Source organism: Ornithinibacillus sp. FSL M8-0202 (assembly GCF_037975285.1).
Lineage (GTDB): Bacteria > Bacillota > Bacilli > Bacillales > Amphibacillaceae > Ornithinibacillus > Ornithinibacillus massiliensis.
In genome coordinates this window covers 3,098,009-3,121,456 of the sequence record NZ_CP150248.1, presented here as the reverse complement: position 1 = coordinate 3,121,456, position 23,448 = coordinate 3,098,009, and the positions used below count along the sequence as shown (strand labels likewise).

At 35.0% G+C, this 23,448-nt stretch carries 21 protein-coding genes and 1 other RNA gene; 9 read left to right on the top strand and 13 right to left on the bottom strand.

Going from position 1 to position 23,448, the window contains the following annotated elements:
• Positions 1-4 precede the first annotated feature (4 nt).
• The 3 genes from MKY78_RS15785 to MKY78_RS15775 form a co-directional block, all read right to left on the bottom strand.
• The gene (locus MKY78_RS15785) at positions 5-1,048 is read right to left on the bottom strand and encodes a metalloregulator ArsR/SmtB family transcription factor (protein ID WP_339214053.1); all 1,044 of its coding nucleotides are present in this window, start codon (positions 1,046-1,048) and stop codon (positions 5-7) included.
• A 319-nt stretch (positions 1,049-1,367) separates the two neighbouring features.
• Positions 1,368-1,622, bottom strand: a complete 255-nt coding sequence (locus tag MKY78_RS15780) for a hypothetical protein (RefSeq protein ID WP_339214052.1) — start codon at positions 1,620-1,622, stop codon at positions 1,368-1,370.
• Between the two features lie 285 nt (positions 1,623-1,907).
• Positions 1,908-2,318: a VanZ family protein gene (locus tag MKY78_RS15775; RefSeq protein WP_339214050.1), complete on the bottom strand. Its 411-nt coding sequence runs from the start codon at positions 2,316-2,318 to the stop codon at positions 1,908-1,910.
• Between the two features lie 394 nt (positions 2,319-2,712).
• Here MKY78_RS15775 and MKY78_RS15770 point away from each other — a divergent pair, with 394 nt between their 5' ends.
• The 4 genes from MKY78_RS15770 to MKY78_RS15755 all read left to right on the top strand — a co-directional run bounded on the left by MKY78_RS15770 (position 2,713) and on the right by MKY78_RS15755 (position 6,113).
• The gene (locus MKY78_RS15770; RefSeq protein WP_339214049.1) at positions 2,713-3,330 is read left to right on the top strand and encodes an ArsR family transcriptional regulator; all 618 of its coding nucleotides are present in this window, start codon (positions 2,713-2,715) and stop codon (positions 3,328-3,330) included.
• Positions 3,331-3,409: 79 nt separating this feature from the next.
• The gene (locus MKY78_RS15765) at positions 3,410-4,678 is read left to right on the top strand and encodes an MFS transporter (protein ID WP_339214047.1); all 1,269 of its coding nucleotides are present in this window, start codon (positions 3,410-3,412) and stop codon (positions 4,676-4,678) included.
• Between the two features lie 42 nt (positions 4,679-4,720).
• A complete protein-coding gene (locus MKY78_RS15760; protein WP_339214046.1) occupies positions 4,721-4,921 on the top strand; it encodes a hypothetical protein in 201 nt (66 codons plus the stop codon).
• A gap of 178 nt (positions 4,922-5,099) precedes the next feature.
• On the top strand, positions 5,100-6,113 hold the full coding sequence (locus MKY78_RS15755; protein ID WP_339214044.1) for an ATP-binding protein: 1,014 nt from the start codon (positions 5,100-5,102) through the stop codon (positions 6,111-6,113).
• 104 nt (positions 6,114-6,217) lie between these two features.
• On the opposite strand, the gene MKY78_RS15750 is transcribed toward MKY78_RS15755, so the two are convergent.
• The 8 genes from MKY78_RS15750 to secG form a co-directional block, all read right to left on the bottom strand.
• Entirely contained in the window at positions 6,218-8,593 is a 2,376-nt protein-coding gene (locus MKY78_RS15750; RefSeq protein WP_339214043.1) for a S8 family peptidase, read from the bottom strand.
• 211 nt (positions 8,594-8,804) lie between these two features.
• Positions 8,805-9,165: a transfer-messenger RNA gene (gene ssrA / locus MKY78_RS15745) on the bottom strand.
• 158 nt (positions 9,166-9,323) lie between these two features.
• Complete coding sequence (locus MKY78_RS15740; RefSeq protein ID WP_339214041.1) at positions 9,324-10,988, bottom strand: M20/M25/M40 family metallo-hydrolase; 1,665 nt, start codon at positions 10,986-10,988, stop codon at positions 9,324-9,326.
• Between the two features lie 61 nt (positions 10,989-11,049).
• A complete protein-coding gene (smpB, locus tag MKY78_RS15735) occupies positions 11,050-11,517 on the bottom strand; it encodes an SsrA-binding protein SmpB (protein ID WP_186870530.1) in 468 nt (155 codons plus the stop codon).
• A 171-nt stretch (positions 11,518-11,688) separates the two neighbouring features.
• Positions 11,689-12,495: a zinc transporter ZupT gene (gene zupT / locus MKY78_RS15730; RefSeq protein WP_339214039.1), complete on the bottom strand. Its 807-nt coding sequence runs from the start codon at positions 12,493-12,495 to the stop codon at positions 11,689-11,691.
• A gap of 321 nt (positions 12,496-12,816) precedes the next feature.
• Positions 12,817-15,126 carry a ribonuclease R gene (gene rnr / locus MKY78_RS15725; protein WP_339214037.1) on the bottom strand — a complete coding sequence of 770 codons (2,310 nt, stop codon included), beginning with the start codon at positions 15,124-15,126 and terminating at the stop codon, positions 12,817-12,819.
• A gap of 40 nt (positions 15,127-15,166) precedes the next feature.
• Entirely contained in the window at positions 15,167-15,913 is a 747-nt protein-coding gene (locus MKY78_RS15720) for a carboxylesterase (protein WP_339214035.1), read from the bottom strand.
• Between the two features lie 141 nt (positions 15,914-16,054).
• On the bottom strand, positions 16,055-16,288 hold the full coding sequence (gene secG / locus MKY78_RS15715) for a preprotein translocase subunit SecG (RefSeq protein WP_339214033.1): 234 nt from the start codon (positions 16,286-16,288) through the stop codon (positions 16,055-16,057).
• A gap of 180 nt (positions 16,289-16,468) precedes the next feature.
• Between secG and MKY78_RS15710 the strand changes: the two genes are divergently transcribed.
• The gene (locus MKY78_RS15710; RefSeq protein WP_339214031.1) at positions 16,469-17,410 is read left to right on the top strand and encodes a lysophospholipase; all 942 of its coding nucleotides are present in this window, start codon (positions 16,469-16,471) and stop codon (positions 17,408-17,410) included.
• A gap of 99 nt (positions 17,411-17,509) precedes the next feature.
• The gene (gene ptsP, locus MKY78_RS15705; RefSeq protein ID WP_339214029.1) at positions 17,510-19,222 is read left to right on the top strand and encodes a phosphoenolpyruvate--protein phosphotransferase; all 1,713 of its coding nucleotides are present in this window, start codon (positions 17,510-17,512) and stop codon (positions 19,220-19,222) included.
• 101 nt (positions 19,223-19,323) lie between these two features.
• Here the strand turns inward: ptsP and MKY78_RS15700 are convergent, their stop codons facing one another.
• Together MKY78_RS15700 and MKY78_RS15695 are read right to left on the bottom strand one after the other, a co-directional pair.
• Positions 19,324-20,586 carry an MFS transporter gene (locus MKY78_RS15700; RefSeq protein WP_339214027.1) on the bottom strand — a complete coding sequence of 421 codons (1,263 nt, stop codon included), beginning with the start codon at positions 20,584-20,586 and terminating at the stop codon, positions 19,324-19,326.
• A complete protein-coding gene (locus MKY78_RS15695; RefSeq protein WP_339214025.1) occupies positions 20,586-21,074 on the bottom strand; it encodes a helix-turn-helix domain-containing protein in 489 nt (162 codons plus the stop codon). Before MKY78_RS15695 ends, MKY78_RS15700 begins: the two co-directional genes overlap by 1 nt.
• Before the next feature lie 426 nt (positions 21,075-21,500).
• On the opposite strand from MKY78_RS15695, the gene MKY78_RS15690 reads away from it, so the two are divergent.
• The 3 genes from MKY78_RS15690 to MKY78_RS15680 all read left to right on the top strand — a co-directional run bounded on the left by MKY78_RS15690 (position 21,501) and on the right by MKY78_RS15680 (position 22,960).
• Positions 21,501-22,055 (top strand): TetR/AcrR family transcriptional regulator, encoded by a 555-nt coding sequence (locus MKY78_RS15690; protein ID WP_339214023.1) that lies wholly within the window; start codon positions 21,501-21,503, stop codon positions 22,053-22,055.
• A 21-nt stretch (positions 22,056-22,076) separates the two neighbouring features.
• Positions 22,077-22,439, top strand: a complete 363-nt coding sequence (locus MKY78_RS15685) for a multidrug efflux SMR transporter (RefSeq protein ID WP_339214021.1) — start codon at positions 22,077-22,079, stop codon at positions 22,437-22,439.
• Between the two features lie 113 nt (positions 22,440-22,552).
• Positions 22,553-22,960, top strand: coding sequence for a YvaD family protein (locus MKY78_RS15680; RefSeq protein ID WP_339214019.1), 408 nt, complete (start codon positions 22,553-22,555; stop codon positions 22,958-22,960).
• Positions 22,961-23,448 lie beyond the last annotated feature (488 nt).

Here is a 23,448-nt window from a genome sequence, read left to right as displayed (position 1 = left end):
TTCATCATTGATTAATATACTGTTCCAGTTCTTTGAAGAGTAGTTCTAAAACACTTACTTTTAAGCAATATTTCCCTTCATTTATTTCAACCAATTTAGCTGCACGTAGTATTTTCAGGTGATGATGAATGGTAGTTTTCCCCATGTCTAACTGTTCAGTGAGTTCCTGTAACGAATGATTATTTTCCGATAACATCTTTACTATTCTTAGTCTAGTTTCATCTCCTAACGCCTTATGTTTTAGCACTAAAAAGTTATTTGGCATATATTTATCATTTTGTGAAAGGCTTTCATTAGCTATCGGGTAGTAAAAGACCTTTGTATTTTCAATGTCTGCTTCAATAGTCCAAGGACGATATACATACTGTGGAATGAGCAAAACCTTATAAACACTCGGCTCAGGGAGATAGTCTATTCCACCTGTTGCCCACTGGACAAGTTCTTCAGGAGACATTTTTTCTAACATTTTCTTTTTGGATTCATAATCAGTTAGTAAAATTTGGTTCGTCAGTTCTAATTCCGAGCTTATCACTTCTTTAAACCATAATGTCATAACCTCAATTAGATGTGCTTTAAGTTTTTTTGAATCAGTTTTACTAATGAATTCTATGTACTGAGGAAAAAATGTATTTTCACTCGTTACCCGTTTCATTTCTAAGATGGCAATCTCATCACCAACTGCGGCTTTTTCCCTCAATTGCTGGAACTTCTCACCGATGTAAGGCAGACAAGTGAATTTGAATTTTGCATCTTGTAACGATTCGACGCTGGAACAGAATTCATCCAAGGTATTACTTTTATGTTGGTGGAGTAATTGTAATAGTGCTTTCCATGTATTGTTCTTCTCAACAAAATCTAAATGGCTGATAAGATTTTCAGTTAATGAATCTCTGAGTTCTTTCCAATAACTTTCTGGTTTTTCTAAAGTATTTATTAATCGGGAATTCGTTACCGCTGCTATCCCAAGCGCACATTCCCATAAAGGAGAATAAGCAAGTTGAACCTCATATGTTTCTCTTTTTCTACTTGTTGCATGTAATATTTTCATAAAAATCACCTCTGACAAATATACTTGTTGGAATCAATTATATATTAATGAAAATTATTATTCAACTTTTACTGAATTTGAAATTCAATAATTATCGAACGAATTTGCGTTCATACACGCTTATACAAGCAAAAAAAGAAAAACGCACTTGATTTATAAAAAGAAATCAAATACGTTTTCAAATTTTTTTATAATAAAGAGTGATTATGATTATCTCATTTTTAACCTGCCACCATTAGTTCAATAATTCAAAAATGGCACTTTTCCTTCTCTAAGCTAGCTTTGTAACAAGAGTTTAAAAAATTATGAGCAATTTTATTCATTTCATCTGCTTTTTTAACATCCGTTCTAGTTCCTGTTCTATATATGGAGTATGTTTTGCCACTTCATTCAACGGCATTCCACCTTTTAATAAGCTTTTAGCTACCTTTAATATTCCGGTATTTTCGGCATCCTCTAATCTACTTCTTTCATCAGAAAGAGCTTTTTCTCTTCGTTCATACTCTTTTCTAGTTTCAGGATCAGCACTTAATTTTAATAACTTTTCCTCAGCTTTATTAGGAAGCACATCCATACTGATTACCTCCCTCAACTTTTTTTCAGATACTACTCGTAATAATCTACCTTATTTATTAAACAAACATACCCGTAAATTTAATAAGAAAAAGACCTAAACATTCATTTAATTCATACTTAGGATTATCGTCCTACTTCTTTATTTTATTGAATTCTAAATTCTCATTAAATCTGTTTAATTGATAAAGATAGGGTCCGTTATCTATCACAAACTATTAGATTGAACCTGAAGTTCTTTTTATTAATTTTTGAATAGAATTCATCTTCCAAATTAAAAAAACAATCAAAGCCCCAAACATATTAAGGATGAAGTCATCAACATCAAACTTCCTCTTCTTGTAACTATTTGTATTACCTCAATAACGAATAACAAAATAACCATTACGAATGCAAATACACTTAATTTGTTTATTTTTCTAAAAAAGTAAGGCAGGTAGATGCCCATAGGTAAAAACATAAAAGCATTTCCAATTAGGTTTTTAATTGGTGTGTCTATATTCATACTACCGTCAAAAATAGTCTTTACATATGTAATTATCGTTTTAAATGGAACAAAATTAGAAGAACCTTCCTTATACTCAATCAAATTAAAATATTCCCATACATAACCTCTAGAACCCCCTAAGAATAATAGAACTACCAATGCGAGTAGATCTATTGCAAGTGTAGCAAAAATAATGCCTAAGAGGCACACTTGCTCAGATATTATAACACGGACAAATCGATTCTAAACATTCGCTGGCGGGTCCCCCACCCCTTCCATCGCCTGTTAAGAATGGCAAGCAGCAGCTTCGCTGTGGCTCACATGGTTATCCAAGAAAAGAAATTATATGTTGGTAATAAGGCTGGCATTCAATGGTAAATTACTTGTAATTTAGTGGTAATAATTATGTCACTGGTGGTACATTTCAGTGGCTGTAATAAACAAACTAAGACAGCTTAACATACTGCAAAAACATATATCAATAATTTGTAAGATACAACTAGATAGGATAATTACATTAAAAGTATTGATTATTTAAATATTCTTTGCTAAGATACAGTTAAATAAATTTAACCGTTCAAATATTGTTAACGGAGGCGATTTTTTGAAATCAGTAATGACATTGACTACCTATGAACAATTAAGGGCCATCAGTGATCCTTTACGATCTGAACTTTTAATGATGCTTTTACAAAAACCGTATACTGGACAACAACTATCTGAGCAACTTAATATATCCCGGGCAAAAATTCATTACCATTTAAAAGAACTCGAAAAAAATGGATTAATCGAAATAATAAAGAAGGAAGAAAAAAACGGGATTGTACAAAAATTTTATCAATCCGTTGCTCGAGGGTTTACAGCGTCTCCCGACTTGCTTCCTCATTCTGAAGAAATCGATGAAGCAGCAAGACAAATTTTCTTTCGAATGTTAGAGAAAACAAAAAGCAGGGTACTCTCCGCCCCATCTGAAGCCTTTTTAAAAGGAGGAAGTGAGCGTCCTAGTGATTGGAATCATCTAGGGTCCATATTTGAAATCCGGGCAACGGAAGAACAATTTCAGGAATTCATCAAAAAGTTTTTCACATTAGTCAATGATTTTGATAAACAAGTTGAACAAAATAACAAGGATGCAAATGTCAAGCTGTACCATGTATCAGCATATGGCTTTCAGGTTGATACGCCTATGTTTGAAGAACCTCTTGAAATTGATGAAGAGTAAATGTCTCTCATCAATTTCTTTATACCAAACTGTCAATTTTTTTTTACCGATTAAAATTAATTAATAAGGTGGTTTGAAAATGGATTTACTCTGGAGAAACAAAAACTTTTCAATTCTTTTTTTTGGTCGAGTTTTAACAAATATTGGCGACAGCTTATACTATATCGCTGCGATGTGGCTAGTGTATGAATTGGGAGGAAATCCTTTTTACTCAGGACTAGCTGGATTTTTAACACTGCTACCGAAATCTTTACAATTTATCACAGGTCCGTTAGTTGATCGTTGGCAAATCAAAAAAACGCTCGTCATTACTCAAGTTTTACAATTTATCATGATTTTAATTATCCCAATCGCTTATTATTTCAATGCCCTTTCGGTAGAACTAGTACTTATCATTATGCCGATTGTTTCCTTTATCGAACAATTCGCTTATCCTTCACAAACAAAAGCATTGCCGCTAATTTTAAAAAAGGAACAACTTATACAAGGCAACTCCTTATTTTCGTTTGCTTATCAAGGAATCGACATGATCTTTACTGCCTTTGGAGGAGTTCTTGTTGCATTAATGGGCGCAGTTACTCTTTACTTGGTTGATTCAATCACTTTTGCAATTACCGCAATACTTTTTAGCTTTCTTACCATTTCACAAAAGTCTACACATCCATTAAATAACCAAATGGCGATAAAACAAGCTAACACCTCTTATATAAATGATTTAAAAGAAGGATTTTCTATTGTATTTCATTCATTACTTGCCGTGTCCTTATTAGGGGCAATCATATGTAATTTTGCTATTGGTGTATCGATGGCAGTACTGCCCTCATTTAGTAACCTTAAAGGTGGAGTAGACATTTATGGATATATGTTAGCAGCACAATCCACAGGAATGTTGATTGGGGCTGTATTCTCTTCTTGGATAGGTCGCTTTCGTGTCGGATTATTCACTATTATTGCTTTTGCCCTTGGTTCCATTTGTTGGACTGCTTCAGGTTTAGTTCCATGGACAACGATGTCAATCGTTCTATTCGGTTTAGCTTGGATTCCAATTGGTGCAACGAATGTTTTACTCGGCACCGTATGGCAAACAGTGATTCCTAACAGATTCCTTGGAAGAGTTAATTCAGTTACCTATAGTATGAGCGCTATTGCAATGCCCGTGGGTTCATTATTAGGTGGTTATTTTGCAAGCACCTTTAACAGCATTATTATTTTTGCCTTTTCAGGTGCGGGTTTAATTGTAATCTCAATTGTGTGGCTTCTACATCCACAGTTACGGGCATTACCTTCAGTAAAAGAAATTGGAGCCGAAAGCTTTGGTTTGAAAATTACAGAAAAGGAAGTAATGTAATCGAACAATATATTTAACTAAAATCTTATGGGGAAAGGCAGTATGAGAATGCAAAAAAAATTAAAGAGGAACCGAATTCGATGCAAACATTGTAATGATATTATAGAATCCGAAAGTACAAATGACTTTCAAAAATGTCAATGTGGAGCAGTAGGTATAGATGGTGGATTAGACTATGCAAAACGTGTTTATGTTTCAAATCCGGCAGAACTACATTACGAGGAATTATCCGAATATGAATAAAGGGATGTCAGTTTTTACCGTTGATATTGGAAAGGGTTGGAACTCCTTTGTCTTCGGTTAATTAACATAGCCTTGAACAAGATGATAAAAACAATTTATATTCCTAACAAATATTTCACAACTTGGTTATAATAATGATAAGATATAAGTAACTAAATCCTTTAAGGAGGTGTAAATTGTGGCAAAAGGAAATGATTTAAAGAAGCTCTTCCAAAGTTTTAATGAAGGGAATACAGAAGAATTTAGATCCATTGCAAACGATATTATAGAATATGAACGTAAAAAAAATCATTACCAACTAGCTGATGAATTAGAAAGAATTATTAATTCAACCTCATTAAAACAATTAAGAAAGGCTGAGTCTAACTTTAATAACAATTTACTCCACCTTCTTCCAAAAGATAAGGATTCAAACATTAATCTTGTTGATGTTAAGACGTCAAAAATATTGCTAGATGATTTAACTTTAGATGACTTTGTTAAAACATTATTAAAAAACTTCATTCGTGAATATGAAGGCTCTGAAATTCTTGAATCTTATGGATTGAAGCCTCGTAATAGATATTTATTTTGTGGACCACCGGGATGTGGTAAAACTGTAACTGCTCAGGCAATTGCTGGAGAATTAAATATTCCTATTTTATATACAAGATTTGATAGTATTGTTTCTTCTTACTTGGGTGAAACAGCATCAAATTTAAGGAAAATTTTTGATTTTATAGAAAAAGGAACGTGGATTTTATTTTTTGATGAGTTTGACGCTATCTCAAAACAGAGAGACAGTGTAGATGAGCATGGTGAATTAAAAAGGGTAGTGAACACCTTTTTGCAACTCTTAGATAACTATAATGGTGATAGCATTATAATTGCTGCTACTAACCACCAAAATTTGTTAGATCGAGCTGTTTGGAGAAGGTTTGATGAAGTTATAATGTTTAACAAGCCTACTGAAAGTCAAATTACTGAATTATTGAAGAAAAATCTAAAAAGATACCCGTGTTCAGGAATTAACCTTGACGAAATTTCAAGTGAGTTAGTTGGTTACTCTCATGCTGACATAGAAAGAATTGTATTAAATACAATTAGAACTGCAATAATTGAAAATAATTCCTATGTAGATAGTACCCAAATTAAGAAACAGATGAATATATATAAAGAGAGAGCCAAAATATATAATAAAATTAATGTATAAAAAAACCGATTCTATACAACGAAATGATTTACGTCCTTGTATAATCGGTTTTTTCATATTTTAGATTTAGGCTCTTGATATTTATTCTTACCTGAAAGTTTAGTTTATCCTCTTCGCCTTACACGAGTGCGGTTTCTAGATTCTAATTGTCCTCTAATTTCTTCATAAAGAGTTGCTTCTTCATTCTCGTGTTCAATTGATATTACAACTGCATATGGCTGTTGTTTTGGACCAGAATACCATCTTTCCTGACATTTAACTACCAAATAATATTTATCTCCATATACTTGCTGCGAAGCAGTACTTGAGGCTATTCTATGACTAGATTTTAGTATTGTTCCTCTTGAAATATCCTGCATGGAAGGAGTTAATTTACACCTATGCTTTTTTAAATGATCCGGCAACTTATCCTTTTCAAATTCATCATCATTAGGCTTACAAGTATATTTTATTACATCTTCAAAGGATAGGCCTCTATAAAGTTCATAGGTCATCTTTACTCCTGTATAATCTATCCTACTATCCCTACATGGAGGATTGTGGGCAAGTGTTAAATGAATTGTTGATTTACCTTTTCTGCTATAAATTTCATTAGTAATTGGTATTTCAAAGATATTAACCTTATTTATTTCCATTTCACCTTCATAGTACATTGTCACATAGTGATCATATGAGTTCGTAAGGAGTTTTTCTCTAACATCACCAAATCCTTGTATTCTGGTATATTTCTCCTTCAATTGAGATGGTTTGAGTTCTTTATTTTTATACTTTTCAAGAACAGAATTTTTAATATTGGTTTCTGGATTACAAGTATTAATCAACATTGCCCTTAATAAGTTACCTTTGGCTGACGGTAACACCTTCTTAATTAAACCAATAAGTCTTGTAATATAGGGTGCAGAAAAGCTAGTTCCAGAGCGAGTTTCGAACCAACTACCGAGAGTTGGATTAAATAAACTAGTAGATAATACACCTAGATTTCGGTCTGAGCTATTTAAACGTTTAATTCCTGTATTTAGTGAATAATTACCACCATAAGCAATAGTTTCTGGCTTAATACTTTTGCCGTAACCATGACCGACGCGGGTAAAAGGAGATGCTTCTTCTTTACCTGCTACTGCTATATACTTTAGTTTATTATCACTCTGATACGGAACATCGTCTTTTACTTTTGAACCTACTGTTAAGCAATTAACTGCTAAGGCCGGAGGAATTAATGCAGCCTCTGGATCTTCTAGTAAATCATCATAATAGCGTTCAAGAATCTGCCCATCATGATGATAAGGAACATAATTACCTGCTGATACTACAATAACAACATTGTATTCATGTACTATCTGATCTAAAATATAGCTCCAATGATCCATTTTCGTATCAGCTTCATATGGAAAACGACTATCCCCTAAAGAAAGATTAAAAATGTCACATTGATAATCATTAATAAATTCTTCAATTGCCTCTTTTATCACATTTACAAGAATTTTTTCATCTGGAAAACTATTATTTTTATCTGTTACCCTACCATTTAATAATTTAAAGGGGAGTTTAACAGATTCTAAATTTAATACATTATTTAAGTCACCAAATTGAATTATTCCTGCAACCATTGTTCCATGTCCTTGTTCATCAAAGGGCGAACTCAATCCCCCAAATGATTCTGAAGCAACAATAGAACCTTTCAACATAGGGTGACTAGGAATAATACCACTATCTATAACTGCTATTAACGGAGAGTCTTCGCTTGGTTGCTCAACTTTGGGCAACTCACTAAAAGATAACTGATTTATACTATCCATATCGTATATAGAATTTTGTGGTAAATCCGCAAAATACACGTTATGGTGTTCTAATAAATCCGTTATAAATGTACCTTTTATTTTTATCTTTAGTAAAATCAAACTTTGTAAAACACAATCATCTAATAATGTAGCATGTATTAATTTTAGAAAATCTTTAAATAAAGAAACCTTTTTATGTATGTCCCTAAGACTTTCATCATTTGAATATAATTGAACATCTAATGTATAAAAATCATCTATATTTATTAACTCATTTCTAAGAATAGGACCCATTTTTTCTTCAGGTGTTTGAAAAACAAATTCATCAATATTTGCAAACTGAGAATAATTGACTACTCTAGTTTTTGCAATCTGTTCAGCAGTAAAGTCAGATAGATTAGACATTAGTGCATAAGAATCCTGAACTTCAACTACCGAAATATTATTTGGTAATTCTGCTAACAATGATAAACCCAGTTTATTGAAATTTATTGGTTTAGAATTGTCACGTATAATTTTAAAAATAAAGTCTTCCCCAATTTTCTTTGTAGATTCATACTGTTCCTTTTTGGATTGAAAACTGCTCTGCAATTTTTGACCATGAATTCTAGGTTGAACTTGTCTATCCGGTCGCCTGTCTTGTCTTCCCTGTCTTACATAATTTATATTTTCTTTAATTAACTGCAGATGTTCATAAGTCAATTATTACAACCCCTTACACTTTTACGATAAGATTGTCCTATGACTAATGATATCAAAGAATTACAAAAAATCACATATTTATTACAAAGATACTTAAAACTTACAAAAAGGAACCATAAAATTTCCTAAAATAAAAGGAACCATAAAGTTTCCAAACGGAAATTTTATGGTTCCTGTCACAATAACACAAAAAAACCACCAACATATGTATTGGTGGAGACGGCGGGAGTCGAACCCGCGTCCAAAGGTATCGGCACTCAGGCTTCTACACGTGTAGTTGGTATATTATCTTTCACTAGCTCTTCAGCCTACCAACAGGCTTCCGAGTAGCTAGTCCGATTGATTTCAACGCTCATCCTCAGACTGCGGATGACCGTATAGCCCGCTCAAGTTGAGACCCTTCAATCCGCTTCACGGGCGAAAGCGGGAAGGATCCTTTAGTAGTGCTTACGCAGCTGCTAAAGAGTAATTGTTTTGTTTGCCAGTTATATTTAGGCGATAACGTTTTACGAGTCGTAACCTCGACGCGCAACCTGAGCTCGACCTACCCCTGTCGAATCCGTAACGTCCCCATAAAGGAAAACGCTCGGGTAAATACGAGCACAAATTATTATTCAATTATTAATCGCTTATTAGCGACATGATTTATTATAACATATCCAAAAACATTTTCAAGGGCTCATAGGTGGGATGTTTTCCCACTAAGCCTTACGTTTTCCAGTTCACGGTTCTACTCACTTAATACTTTGTCTATCACTAGCTTCGTCATATTCGGCACAATCTCCATCGAGTACGCTATTTCTACTCGTTCAAGCTTCTTATGAGCATCCAAGCCATACGGACCGATATTAATCACCGGAACATTAATATCTCTTATAGCATCATAATCTACGTAATGCTTCGTGCCCCATGCTGGATTATTATCCTTTACAGCCTTTATTCCAGCTTCATCATCGCTAATCGCCATAAAGCTCATGTCAGAGATATATGGAAAGAAGTTCTTCACCTTTATCGGTTGTTTATATACGGATTGAATGGTATGAACCGCTTCATCTATAGCATCATTCAATTTCTGTTCATTAGACGTTTTCCCTGTCAATTCAATTCGCGGATAATATAAGGAAGAATAAAATAATATAATGGTTGGATTCTTATCCTCCATCCACTTCCACGCTTCCTCAACCACTTTTAAAGCAAACATACGTGTATCGAGAGAATCATCATGAAGTAAGTTATTTTTGAAAACAGCCATTGCTTCTTTATACTTGTTACCATGTGCTTTGACTAACATTTCATCCATTTCTTCATAGAGGAGGACTCGTGGCTCCCACGGAACCCCGTCATTCCGTTTTCCTGACATGTTACAATACGTGTTATAGCTCTGTTCAAAAGCAGTTAAAGCATTTTGAAAAGCAATATGAGCTTGCTCCTTCAACAATTCAAGTGCTTCCTTTGGCGTCCAGGAATGGATGAAAAAGTTATAATATACAAACGCTCCTAAAGCCGTCTGTACATTATATGCAGCCTTTAAATCCATTTGTTTTAGGGCAACTGATGGTAATGTATATTCACCATGTGCTTCATTACAAAGCTCGGGATTATAGCTAATCTGTCTCGTTAATTCGGATGCAATGAAATTAGGATCAATTCCCTCAAAGGCAGCACCGACATGGGTTTCAGCCCCAGTAATATAAAAGGATGGGAGCAATTTCCCTACGGTGCCTTTATAAATATAACGATTCGGATCCCCCTCATATAATGGCGATACAAAATCAGCATTTATCGCAGCAACATAATCAAACCCTTGCTCTTCTTTCCATTTATTTAATGTTTTAAGTGCAGAGAGAATACCATGTGAACCATCCTCTTCATCGCATTCTGCAATAAACACGAGGTTACCATTTAGCTTTTCCGGATGTTCAGAGAAATATTGAAGTAAATACAAATTACTTGCCAGTCCACTCTTCATATCAAGAGCTCCACGGCCAAATAACCATTCATCCGGAAGCAAATGCTCTCGGTCCTTAAGTGAAATCTCTTCATCCTTTAACCATTCCATCCATTCATCTGGTTGAAAAGCATAGTCTGCCTGTTGATTAAAATCCTCTACCCCAACGGTATCCATATGTCCCATCATGATAACTGTCCGATTACTATTTCCTTTTGTTCCTTTCACATAAGCAAGAACATTATGGCGTTCCATTTCATCGTCTATCGTTTTTTCAATTACTAAGTGATCCGGGTTTGCTTGATAATAAGGAAAAGATGCTATCATCGTGTATAAGGAATGAGCAATTACACGCTCGCCATCCGTATTCACAATACTTCGAATCGAAACAAGCTGCTTAGTTAAATGTAAGACTTCATCACGACATTTCATTAAAGAATATCCCATTCACTTTATCCCCTTTAATAGTGTAAAACCATCAGTCACTAGTAAACTGATGGAAATATTCTTATCGATTATAGTCTTTTATCGCACGATCAATATCACGCTTCATTTGTTTCTTCTTTAAATCCTCACGTTTATCGTATTTCTTCTTCCCTTTTCCAAGTCCTATTAATACTTTTGCATAGCCATTCTTCAAATAGATTTTCAACGGAACCAGTGCATACCCTTCTTGCTGGGTCAAACCAATCAGCTTATCAATTTGCTTTCGATGTAGTAATAGCTTCCTTGTTCTAGTTGGATCATGATTGAATCGGTTTCCTTGTTCATACTCCGAAATATGCAAGTTGATTAATTGAACTTCACCACGTTTATCGATTCGAGCATGGGAGTCCTTTAAATTCACACGTCCCGCACGCAATGATTTAATTTCGGTACCTTGTAGGACAATCCCCGCTTCATAAGTATCTTCTATAAAATAATCATGTGATGCTTTTTTATTTTGTGCAATAACTTTACCTTCACCTTTAGGCATTGTTTCGCCCTCCTAAAACTACGTGCATCAATTTTACCAAATAATCCAACGTTATTCCAATAAGAAGGGAAGAAATCAGGTTATATCATAAGTTTGTCCATGCAACCTCTATTGATGAGAAAAACCCCAAAGGTATCTGCTTTGTACCTAGGGGCTCTACTAATCCAGATGTTATAACAGTAAAAGACTCAATGCCATTAATGCCATACCACATATTACCCCATAAATGGAGACATGGGCTTCATCAAATTTTTTCGCTGCTGGTAATAATTCATCAAGCGAAATAAATACCATAATCCCAGCTACAGCTGCAAAGATAATACCAAACATCGTTTCCGTTAAGAATGGCATTAGGAATAAGAAAGCGACAATTGCCCCAACAGGTTCTGCAAGTCCGGACAGAAAAGAATATTTAAAAGCCTTTTTCTTATCATTTGTAGCATAGTAAATCGGAACGGAAACCGCGATACCTTCTGGGATATTATGAATTGCGATTGCTATAGCAATGGCAAATCCTAGCGTTGAATCCTGAATAGTCGAAACAAAAGTAGCAATACCTTCAGGGAAATTATGTATCCCTATTGCCAGTGCTGTAAAAACGCCCATTTTCATCAGGTCAGGATTTTTTGTTACTGTTCCATTGGTCTTCATATCCTCCACTTTCTTTAATTCGTGTGGATTGGATCCCGACGGCACAAATCGATCAATTAATGCAATCAGTAACATTCCCGCAAAGAAAGATACAACGGTCAGCCATCTCCCTCCACTCTCACCTAACTCTGAAACAAGGGAATCTTGCGCCTTTACAAATATTTCAACCATGGATACATAAATCATGACCCCAGCAGAAAAACCTAACGCAAAAGATAAAAACTTCGTGTTTGTTGTTTTCGCAAAAAACGCTAGTAAACTCCCTATCCCCGTAGCCAAACCGGCCATTAACGTGAATAAGAAAGCAAGTATCACTTCTTGTGGCATTCAGTAGATCTCCCTTTCACAGTTGGACTATCCAATTTGTTTTTCCCTAGGGAAACATTTTAATATAGAAATATATTACTCGATGGGTGATAAATATGCAATACAAAATTCAAAAATTTACAAAAGACTAGTTCAAAATAATTCTGCACAATTGAATTACTTTCCTCAAATTTCACTTTTATTCTTCAAACTATTAGATTACACGTCTTTTTGTTTTCTTATGCTGGCGGGAAAGATTCTTATCCTTCCCTATCTGCTAAGAAAAAGACTAATTCTGCCAGTTAGACAGAATTAGTCTTTTAAATAAGACGTTATTTGTGCTTATTTTTTCTTTTTTGTTTTTGGCTTCTTAGATTTAGCAGGATGTTTGGAGGATTTGCCGTTTTTGGCAGGTTTTCCGGATTTACCCGGTTTTCCACTCTTACTAGATTTCCCTTTATTAGGACTTCCATTCCGGCCTTTATCTGATCTATGTGGCAGTTCCTTGTTTCCTTTCTTTCCTACTCCTACAATTTCAAAATCAATTGCATGCTCGTCCATGTTCACACTAGTGACGCGAACGTCAATTTCTTGTCCAATTCGATACACTTTACCGGTACGTTCACCGATCATGGCATAATGACGCTCATCAAAATGATAGTAGTCATCCGTCAAATAGCTTACATGAACAAGCCCTTCAATGGTGTTTTCTAATTCAACAAATAACCCAAAACTAGTCACAGAGCTAATAACGCCAGTGAATTCTTCACCAATTCGGTCCTGCATATATTCTGCTTTTTTCAAATCGTCCGTATCACGCTCTGCATCGACTGCTGTACGTTCTTTCTCAGAAGAATGTCTAGCAATCTCCGGTAGCTTCTCTTTCCAGCTGCCGATTGTCTTAGCGTCTAATGACTTTTCAATTAAATAGGTTCGAATTAAACGGTGAACAATTAAATCAGGATATCGTCTAATTGGTGAAGTAAAATGCGTATAAAACTCCGTAGCAAGTCCAAAATGACCGACACCTTGTGGATCATATTTCGCCTGCTTCATCGAGCGGAGCATAAGCTTCGAGATAATCATTTCCTCTGGTTCGCCTTCTGCATCCTCCAGCACCTTTTGTAAGCTCTGTGGGTGGATTTCATTTGCTGTACCTTTGACTTTATAGCCTAACCCACCTAAGAACTCAAAGAAGTGTTGTAGCTTACTTTGATCTGGGTCCTCATGAATACGGTGAATAAATGGTACATCCATCCAGTGGAAGTGTTCGGCAACCGTTTCATTAGCTGCTAACATGAACTCTTCAATTAACCGTTCCGCTACAGAACGTTCTCGAATTACGACATCAGTTGCCTTTCCTTCTTCATCCACTAATACTTTCGCCTCTTTAAAATCAAAGTCGATTGCACCGCGACCCATCCGCTTCGAGCGCAGAATGGAAGCAAGCTTTTCCATTTGCTCAAACATCGGTACTAGTGGCTCATATCGCTCTCTGAGTTCTTCATCTTGATCGACAAGTATTTTATTGACATCGGAATAGGTCATTCTTTCGGTTGTACGAATGACACTTTGGAAAATTTCATGATTAACTACTTTACCCGTTGAGTCGATTTCCATCTCACAGCCTAGTGTTAATCGGTCCACTTTCGGATTTAAGGAACAAATTCCATTCGACAAACGATGGGGAATCATCGGGATAACTCGGTCTACAAGATAGACACTTGTCCCACGCTCAAACGCCTCTTTATCAATTGGTGTTCCTTCTTTTACATAATAACTAACATCTGCAATATAAACGCCTAATTTATAATTGCCGTTATCTAATCTTTTCACCGTTACCGCGTCATCAAGGTCCTTGGCATCTGCGCCATCGATGGTCACGATTACTTCATCACGAAGGTCGCGTCTATTTTCTAGCTCTATAGGATCGATTTCATCTGGTGTATTAACCGCTTGTTCTAACACTTCAGGTGGAAAGTCCATTTTAATCCCATGTTTATATATAATCGAGATTATATCAATCCCAGGATCATTTTTATGACCAAGAATTTGAATGATTTCCCCTTCCGCACTCATTCGATTCTCAGGATATTTCGTAATACGAGCAATTACTTTATGCCCATCTACTGCTCCATTCATCTTACCTTTAGGGATAAAAATATCGTTTGGAATGCGTTTATCATCAGCTATAACAAAGCCAAATGCTTTGTTGTACTCAAACGTACCAACAACCTCGGTAATAGCTCGTTCAATAATCCGAATGACAACCCCTTCTGGTCGGTTTCCAGAAATATCCTGCTTTTCAATCCGCACTAAGACACGATCATTATTCATTGCGGATGCTAAGTCTGAATGATGAATGTACACATCGGTTTCATTTTCATCATCTGGAATTAAGAAGGCAAAGCCCTTCGCATGCATTTGAATTCGACCACGGATTAAGTTCATCTTTTCCGGAAGGCCAAATCGATTCTTTCTTGTCCGAACAAGCTCACCTTTGTATTCTAATTCGTTTAACGCTTTAACTAGCTCTTTAAATTCGACTACATCCGTTATTTCCAGAATCTCTTCTAATTCTTCTACGGCTAAGGGCTTAGAGTCGTAGGTTTTAAAAAACGTACGTACCTTTTCTACCATTGTTTCACTCATATGACACCCTCCTTCTCTTTCTACTCTGCATTGTTGTATCTCATTCTGCCCAATCTAATGATTCTAAAAACTGATAAATATCTTCATGTAATTGCTCTTTCTCTTTATCAATTGTAATGACATGGCCAGATTCTTCGTACCATTTGATTTCTTTTTGCTCTGCTTCCACATTCTCATAAATATATGTAGCACTGGCAGGATTAATCATCTTATCTTGTCTAGCCTGAACAACCATGGTCGGTGTATAAATGGTGTCCACATTAGACTTAACATCCGTTATCAGCTTTCCAAGTGCTTCAAACATCGGACTAGAATGTTCCATTAAATAAGAAACTTCATTTTGGATGGTTTCTTCATCTTTTCCTTCTAATTGTTTATACTCCTTTGAAAAAACCTGAAAACCAGAAGTTAACTGCTTTTCATTATCAAAAAACATGGGAGCACACATCGGTATAACCCCTTTTATCTTTTGCGAATAGGCAAGTTTTAAACTAAATACACCACCTAATGACAGGCCTGCAACTGCAATTTCGTTATAGCCTAAATCTTTAAGGTGTTGAAAGGCTTTCTGAACATCCTCCCACCATTGGTCAGGTCTTGTTTCAATTAATTCCTCAGGCGGTGCACCATGACCACGATAAATTGGTGCATGGCTCGTATATCCTTTCTTCTCTAAAAAGCGTCCAAGCATCCGGACATCGGCTGTATGGCCGGTAAATCCATGTAATAATAAAACAGCTCTTGGTCCTGCTTCAAATGTAAATGGTTTTGGTTGTATTACTTTCATCTGACATAAACTCCTTCTCTATTATTACTTTACCCTTTATACTATAACTTACACGAATTTGTGTAGAAAAACTAATCAATTATTCTAACCGATATACAGTAAAAAACCCTTACCACTTTTTGTGATAAGGGTTGTCATCGACTATTGTAATACGTAAGCACTTAAGAAAGCTAAGACAAAGAATAATACTCCCGCTACAACAGTTGATCTGTGTAGAACAAGGTCAATTCCTCTAGCTTTTTGCTTCCCGAATAATTGCTCCGCTCCGCCTGAGATAGCCCCAGAAAGACCAGCACTTTTACCACTTTGTAATAGAACTAAAATAATCATAACAATTGCATCAAGAACTAATAGAAAATTCACAACACTTCCCATGTTTCCATGGCACCTCCTGATCTTAAACAGACAGTTAACTATTCATACTTTAGCATAATTTCGAATACTTTATCAAGCTATTTTTATAAAAGTAGAATATATTATACATATAATAGCATTTCCCAAAAGATTAATCTATGATAAGCATATTACGAGATCATGTAATAGGGAGTGATTGTAATGAAAACGACTTTCTGGATGAAAACGGAGGATAACGTGGAACTCTATGTCGAAAAGTGGCATACCCCTGATAGACAACCGAAAGCCATTGTTCAAATAGCACATGGGATGGTAGAACATATCCAACGTTATCATAATTTTGCTAGGTATTTACTAGAACATGACATATTCGTCTATGGAAATGATCATCGCGGACACGGAAAAACAGGTCAAAGACAAGGCCTAATGGGCTATTTCGATGAGTCAGATGGCTTTACAAAAACAACAGAAGATTTATTCACCATCACCAAGAAGATCCAAGGAGATTATCCGGATATACCCATTTTCTTACTTGGTCATAGTATGGGCTCCTTTCTAGCAAGAAATTATATACAAGTGCATAGTGACATTCTTCAAGGTGTAATTCTTTCCGGTACAGGCTTTTATCCATCGTTAACGACTAGTCTCGGTAAAACTCTTTCAGCTCGGTTAAATCCAGTAGAGAAGTCCCCTTTGATGAATAAACTTGCCTTTGGCGCATTTAATCGTAAAATCCAGAATCCAAAGTCCCCGTTTGACTGGATTTCACGAGATCCTGACATTGTAAAAGCATATATGCAAGACCGTTTTGCAGGATATATACCAACAGCACGCTTCTTTTTCGATTTAATGACAGGCCTACAATTCATACACAATCCAAAGCGAAATGCTACTATACGTAAAAACCTGCCCATGCTATTTATTAGCGGTGAAGCAGATCCTGTTGGTAACTATGGAAAAGGAATTTGGAAAACTGTTTCCCTCTATACACAGCTCGGACTTGATAATATTACAACGACTCTATTCGAGGGAGCAAGACATGAAGTGTTGAACGAAATAAACAAGGAGGAAGTTTACAACATAATCCGACAATGGATTTTACAAAATATGACAACTTATCCACCTAAAACGCTTTCAATTTGAACAATTTGTATACAAAAGTGTAATCGCTTGAAACCTAGGTATATTACGGTTAAAGTAGTTAAGTATAGTAAAAATTATTTGAAGGGTTGGTACAATCGTATGACAAACATCCATGGTATTGCAGCATCTTCTGGCATTGCAATTGCAAAAGCCTACCAGCTAGTAACACCGGACCTAACATATACTGCAGAGACTGTTGATAATCCAGAAAGCGAAATCAAGCGATTAGAAGATGCGTTAGAAATCTCCAAACAAGAGCTTGAGAAAATTAAGGCTCACACACTAAAAGAACTTGGTGAAGAGCACGCAGAAATTTTCTCAGCACATTTACTAGTTCTAGGAGATCCAGAACTAATTAATCCAATTAAAGATAAAATTAAAAATGAAAAACTATCTGCTGAGGCCGCATTAGATGAAGTAGCTAAAATGTTCATCGAAATGTTTGAAAGCATGGACAATGAATACATGCGTGAGCGTGCTGCTGACATTCGTGATGTAACCAAGCGTGTATTAGCACATCTTCTTGGCGTATCTTTCCCAAATCCTGCATTAATTGACGAAGAGGTTATCGTTATTGCTGGTGATTTAACACCATCTGACACGGCTCAATTAAACCGTCAATTTGTAAAAGGATTTGCAACCGATATCGGTGGACGTACATCACACTCTGCTATCATGGCAAGATCTTTGGAAATACCTGCTGTAGTTGGTACAAAAGAAGTGACCAAAACCATCTCCCAAGGTGATATCGTCATTATTGATGGAATCGATGGTAATGTAATTGTCAATCCAACAGAAGAGCAAGTGAAAGAATACGAAGAAAAAAGTGAAAGCTTCAAAAAACAACAAGCACTTTGGGCAGAATTAAAAGATGAGCCTACCTTTACTTCTGATGGTGAACAAGTGGAGCTTGTGGCAAATATCGGTACACCTGAAGATGTAACTGGTGTTATGAACAATGGTGGAGAAGGTGTTGGTCTTTACCGTACAGAATTCTTATATATGGGTAAAAGTGATCTCCCTTCTGAGGACGAGCAATATGAAGCATACAAATCTGTTCTAGAACAAATGGGAGACAAGCCTGTTGTAGTTCGTACACTAGATGTTGGTGGGGATAAAGAGCTACCTTATCTTGACTTACCAAAAGAATTAAATCCATTCTTAGGCTATAGAGCAATCCGCTTCTGCCTAGAAAATGAACATGTTTTCCGTCCGCAATTACGTGCACTACTTCGTGCAAGTGTTTATGGAAACTTGAAAATTATGTTCCCAATGATTGCGACACTAGAAGAGTTCCGTAAAGCGAAAGCAATTCTATTAGAAGAAAAAGACAACCTTAAAAATGAAGGTCACGACGTGTCAGATAATATTGAAGTAGGTATAATGGTAGAGATTCCATCCACTGCTGTTATCGCAAAACAATTTGCTAAGGAAGTAGACTTCTTCAGTATTGGTACAAACGACTTAATTCAATATACAATGGCTGCTGACCGTATGAATGAGCAAGTATCATACTTGTATCAACCATACCATCCAGCAATCTTAAACCTTATCAATAATGTTATTGAAGCTGCACATAGTGAAGGTAAATGGACTGGTATGTGTGGAGAAATGGCTGGAGACCCAATCGCGATTCCTATCCTACTTGGTTTAGGGTTAGATGAATTCAGCATGAGTGCAACATCTATTTTACCAGCACGTACACAATTAAAAGGCATCTCTAAGAAGGAAATGGCTTCTTACAAGGACAAGCTATTAACTATGTCTACAGCTGAAGAAGTTGTTGCATTTATAAAAGAAAAAACAGAATAAGCACTTAAAAGCCCAGACAACTAGTCTGGGCTTTCTCTATGTTAGGGTGAAATTCTAATTTGAAACAGTTTTGTCTCTCTTCAATAACTAGACTGGGCAGGTTAAACTGCCTTGCTACTATGAAACAGTTTTACATTGTCAATGTTGGGAAGTTTTCGTAAAACAGAACTACTTAACCAATACATGCTGAAGATAATCATTGTAATACCGCAGAATAATACAGCGATTTCTGGTGCGAAGGTATCGCCGATAAAGCCACCAATTAAAGCACCAACAGGCATTCCTAAAGATGCTGTGCTACTTAACAAGGTAATTACTCTCCCTATAAATGCTGTCTCTACCTGTTTTTGTATAGCTGAAAATAAAAGAATGTTTAGTATCCCAATAGAGATTGCACCTATACTGTATAAAATCATAGATGGAATTAAAGGTAAAGTTGCTGTACCGACCCACATAATACCAGTGCCAATGTATGAGAATATAATGATTTTCCCAAAATCAAATTGCTTTATTTTAGGAGTAATAATCGTACCAATCATTATTCCTGTTGACAAGGCAGCTAGATAGAATCCATACATTGCTTCTGTCCCATTTCCTTTCAAAAGGGAGAATGCGGGTAAATTGGTTGTCATGATAGTCATTGCAATGTTAATAAAAGTTATAGAGAATATCATTTTAGGAATCAATGAATTTCTAATATAGGAAAACCCTGCCTTGAGATCTTGTTTATAAACATTAACTACAGATCCAATAGACTCGGATTTTTCTCGCGTAATTTCTGGTTGTTGGAAATTGAAAAATGCATACAAGAGGCTTACGATTAAAAGACAGGAGGCAGTAATTGAAATCGCCGGAACAGTACCAATGATTGTAATGATAATCCCTGCTCCTGCAATAAAGACAATATCCATTGCTTCACGAATCGTTTGTAAATAAGAATTGGCTTCTACCACATTATCTTTTCCTACAATGATTGGTAGTACGGTGGATTCGATTGGGTACGTATATTGTGAAAATAAGGCAACAATAAATAGCAAACTAATGACATACCAAACATTTAATCCAATTGTGTAATGTAGTATTGGTATAGAAAGTAATATAATCGCTTTTATTAGGTTACTATATACAAGGCTATTCTTATATTTTGCGTAATTAGCTAATGGGGCAATTAAAAAGGATAGTGCACTGGCTGAAGTTATTGCAAACGCAGCAAACCCAGAATAAAGAACACTTCCACTTACCTGTAAAACAAGCAACATCCCAGCAACTAAATAAATCCCACTTCCTAACCCATTAACAAATACACCAGTCATTAAGATTAAGAAATTTCTTTCCCGCATAAATGGCTTTATCATTCTTTTCATTATTCCTTCTCCTCCTCGTTAGCTTCTTTTATAAGAAATTCAATAGAATAAGGTGATTGTTCTTCAGTATCTTTCTCTTTATGGGACAAGTGTCCATATTTAAAGAATAGATTCTCTAATTCTTCACTTAACTGAGCCACAAGTTTTTTCGATAAGTAGATATTGGAGGTTCTACCATCCACATGCCCTGGTGGAGATACTTTCTCCGGATTCTTATATGTTCTAGCTCGAGCTCTATAATATTTTTCTACAATCCCCTTTTCCGTATTAATACTCTCAATTTCTAAAATATCGTGTTTTAAAAGCTGCTGAATATGATAGTAAACAGTCCCAGGGGTTTTTCCCAATAAATCTGCTACTTGCTTAGGTGTCATTGGCTGTTCGTAAAGATAAGCTACTATTCTGGCTCGTAAAGGATTCGATAGCACTTTTTGTTGTTCCCAATTAATTTCCATCACGTTATCTTTATCCAGTTTTTTTCTGTCCATATTGATCACCCTTCTGATTTGTTTTGTATTTCTAAATCAATTTATAAATCCAAATCGCTTATTTGTAATTATAATACGATTTAGAAATCCAAATGTTAATATATTTTTTCAGAAAAATACAAATCAAAGAAACAATTTGGACCTTAATGAATCATTTATACGAAAGTATCCCATTTAATTAGGGATAAGTGTTCATTTCTAGGTTGTTTCAGTTCTATTTAATATTTCTCTATATTATGAGTCGTTTCGTTTCTTCAATTTTTCATAAGTTTATAGGATTGTTTAAAAACACTCCTCATTTTATTTCATTCTTTTAGAGAATTGTTAAAAAAAACTCCTAACTCAACTATTTATTTTTCAATAAATTCAATGTATAATAATTATGGTACTATAAAATTACCATTAGTACCAAGGAGGTAAATAAGTATGAATGATAGAATAATCCAAGAAGCAATTAATCTGATTCATGAGAAAGGTTTTTCATTTACTATTAGTGACTTAGTTAGGAATCTAGGAACAAGTAAACGAACCATTTATCAATATTTCGATTCTAAAGATTCTATAATTGAAGCGATAATTGAAGAATTAATCTCTGAAATCAAACAGAAAGAACAACATATATACAATAATGAGGATCTCAGCTTGATAGAAAAAATTAGAGAATTACTTATCTGCATACCGGAAGAATTTCAGATAATGGATTTTCGCCTATTAATTCAACTAAAAAAGCTACATTATAACCAATGGGAAAAATTAAATAATTTTATATCACATGAATGGGATATTGTTATAGAACTTATGGAAAGAGGGATTAAAGAAGGGAAAATACGAAAAATTAATATACAATTATTCATAGAGTTGTATTTAGGTGCAATCAATCAGATATATGATGCGAAATTCTCCCTCAAAAATTGTTTAACGATGAGCCAAATATTAAATTCCGCTATAGATATTCTATTAAATGGTATCTATGTAGAATAAAAAGGAAGGGAAGAAGGAGCTTTGCATTGGATATATTTAAGTTTAGCAATAATATTTGAAGTTGCTGGTACCATTTCCATGAAAGTTTCGGAAGGTTTTAGTAAGGTTATACCAAGTACCATGCTTATATTATTTTATATCTGTAGTTTAATCTTCCTGACATTGACATTAAAGGATTTAGAGGTTTCCATAGCATATGCTATCTGGTCCGGTATGGGTATTGTTATTATCACAGTAATAGGGTTTGTTTATTTTAATGAAAATATTAGTTACCTAAAAGTTTTTGCTATTGCTTTAATTATTATTGGAGTAGTGACATTAAATATGACTGAAGGTCAAAAAGCTCCTACCCATAAAGATATAATGGAGCATGAATCTAACTAATTTGGGGTTCTTGTGTTAATTGGAAACGTGTTTATGGGGTTGTAGATGAGGATTAAAATTCTGACCTACATAAACATTATCAAAAACTTAATTATATGATAGGCGGTATAGAAATGAAACTATTGAAACCCTTTTTCTTAGTTACAGATATAGGTTTTATTATTTATTGGATTGCTACCTTTTTCCACCTAATACCTAAAAGTGTTGCTTTTAAAGATTACGATAACCCTATAATTATAGCGTGGAATTGGTCCTTTTTTCCACTGGATATACTTATTTCAATTACAGGTTTGTTCAGTCTGTATTTATATAAACTGAAAAAGGATTCTTGGAAGGACTATGCGTTAATTTCCTTAGTATTAACATTCTGTTCCGGTTTACAGGCAATAGCCTACTGGGCATTCATAAGGGATTTTGATTTAATGTGGTGGGCTTTTAATTTATATCTTATGATTTATCCATTGTTCTTTCTAAGAATGTTATTAATACAAAAGAATAGTGTTTCGTTCCAAAGGTCATGATTAGCCTTCAGAGCATGTTTAACAAGTTATTACATTGGATTTAAATATTTCTAGATAGTGGTACTACCTTTTAAGGTATTGCTTAATTAAACAACTTATCCAAATAGCTCGAAGCTTTTCAAATTGTAGATCGAGGCTGTTGTTTTCATTATTTATCTAAGCTCCTAGTAACTGCATCTTCTTCATTTATATCACAGATAGTATAAACACAGCCCCTCCATGACATAATCCTTACCTATTCATGAAGTGAATCCTATTACAATATCAATTTTTTTCGTTTCATTAGAAATTAACATTGAAAAACTCTATTCACTTCTGTTTGCCGTATTGCCACTGTAAAAAATATGATCAATCAAGGATGTATTTTCTTCAGCCACTATCTTAGCGCCACGACTATTTAAATGAATGCCATCTAATGTCAAATGAAGACCTCGCTTAGTAGATAATCGATCAATTCGGGATGTTTAACTAATCTCAACCTGATTTCT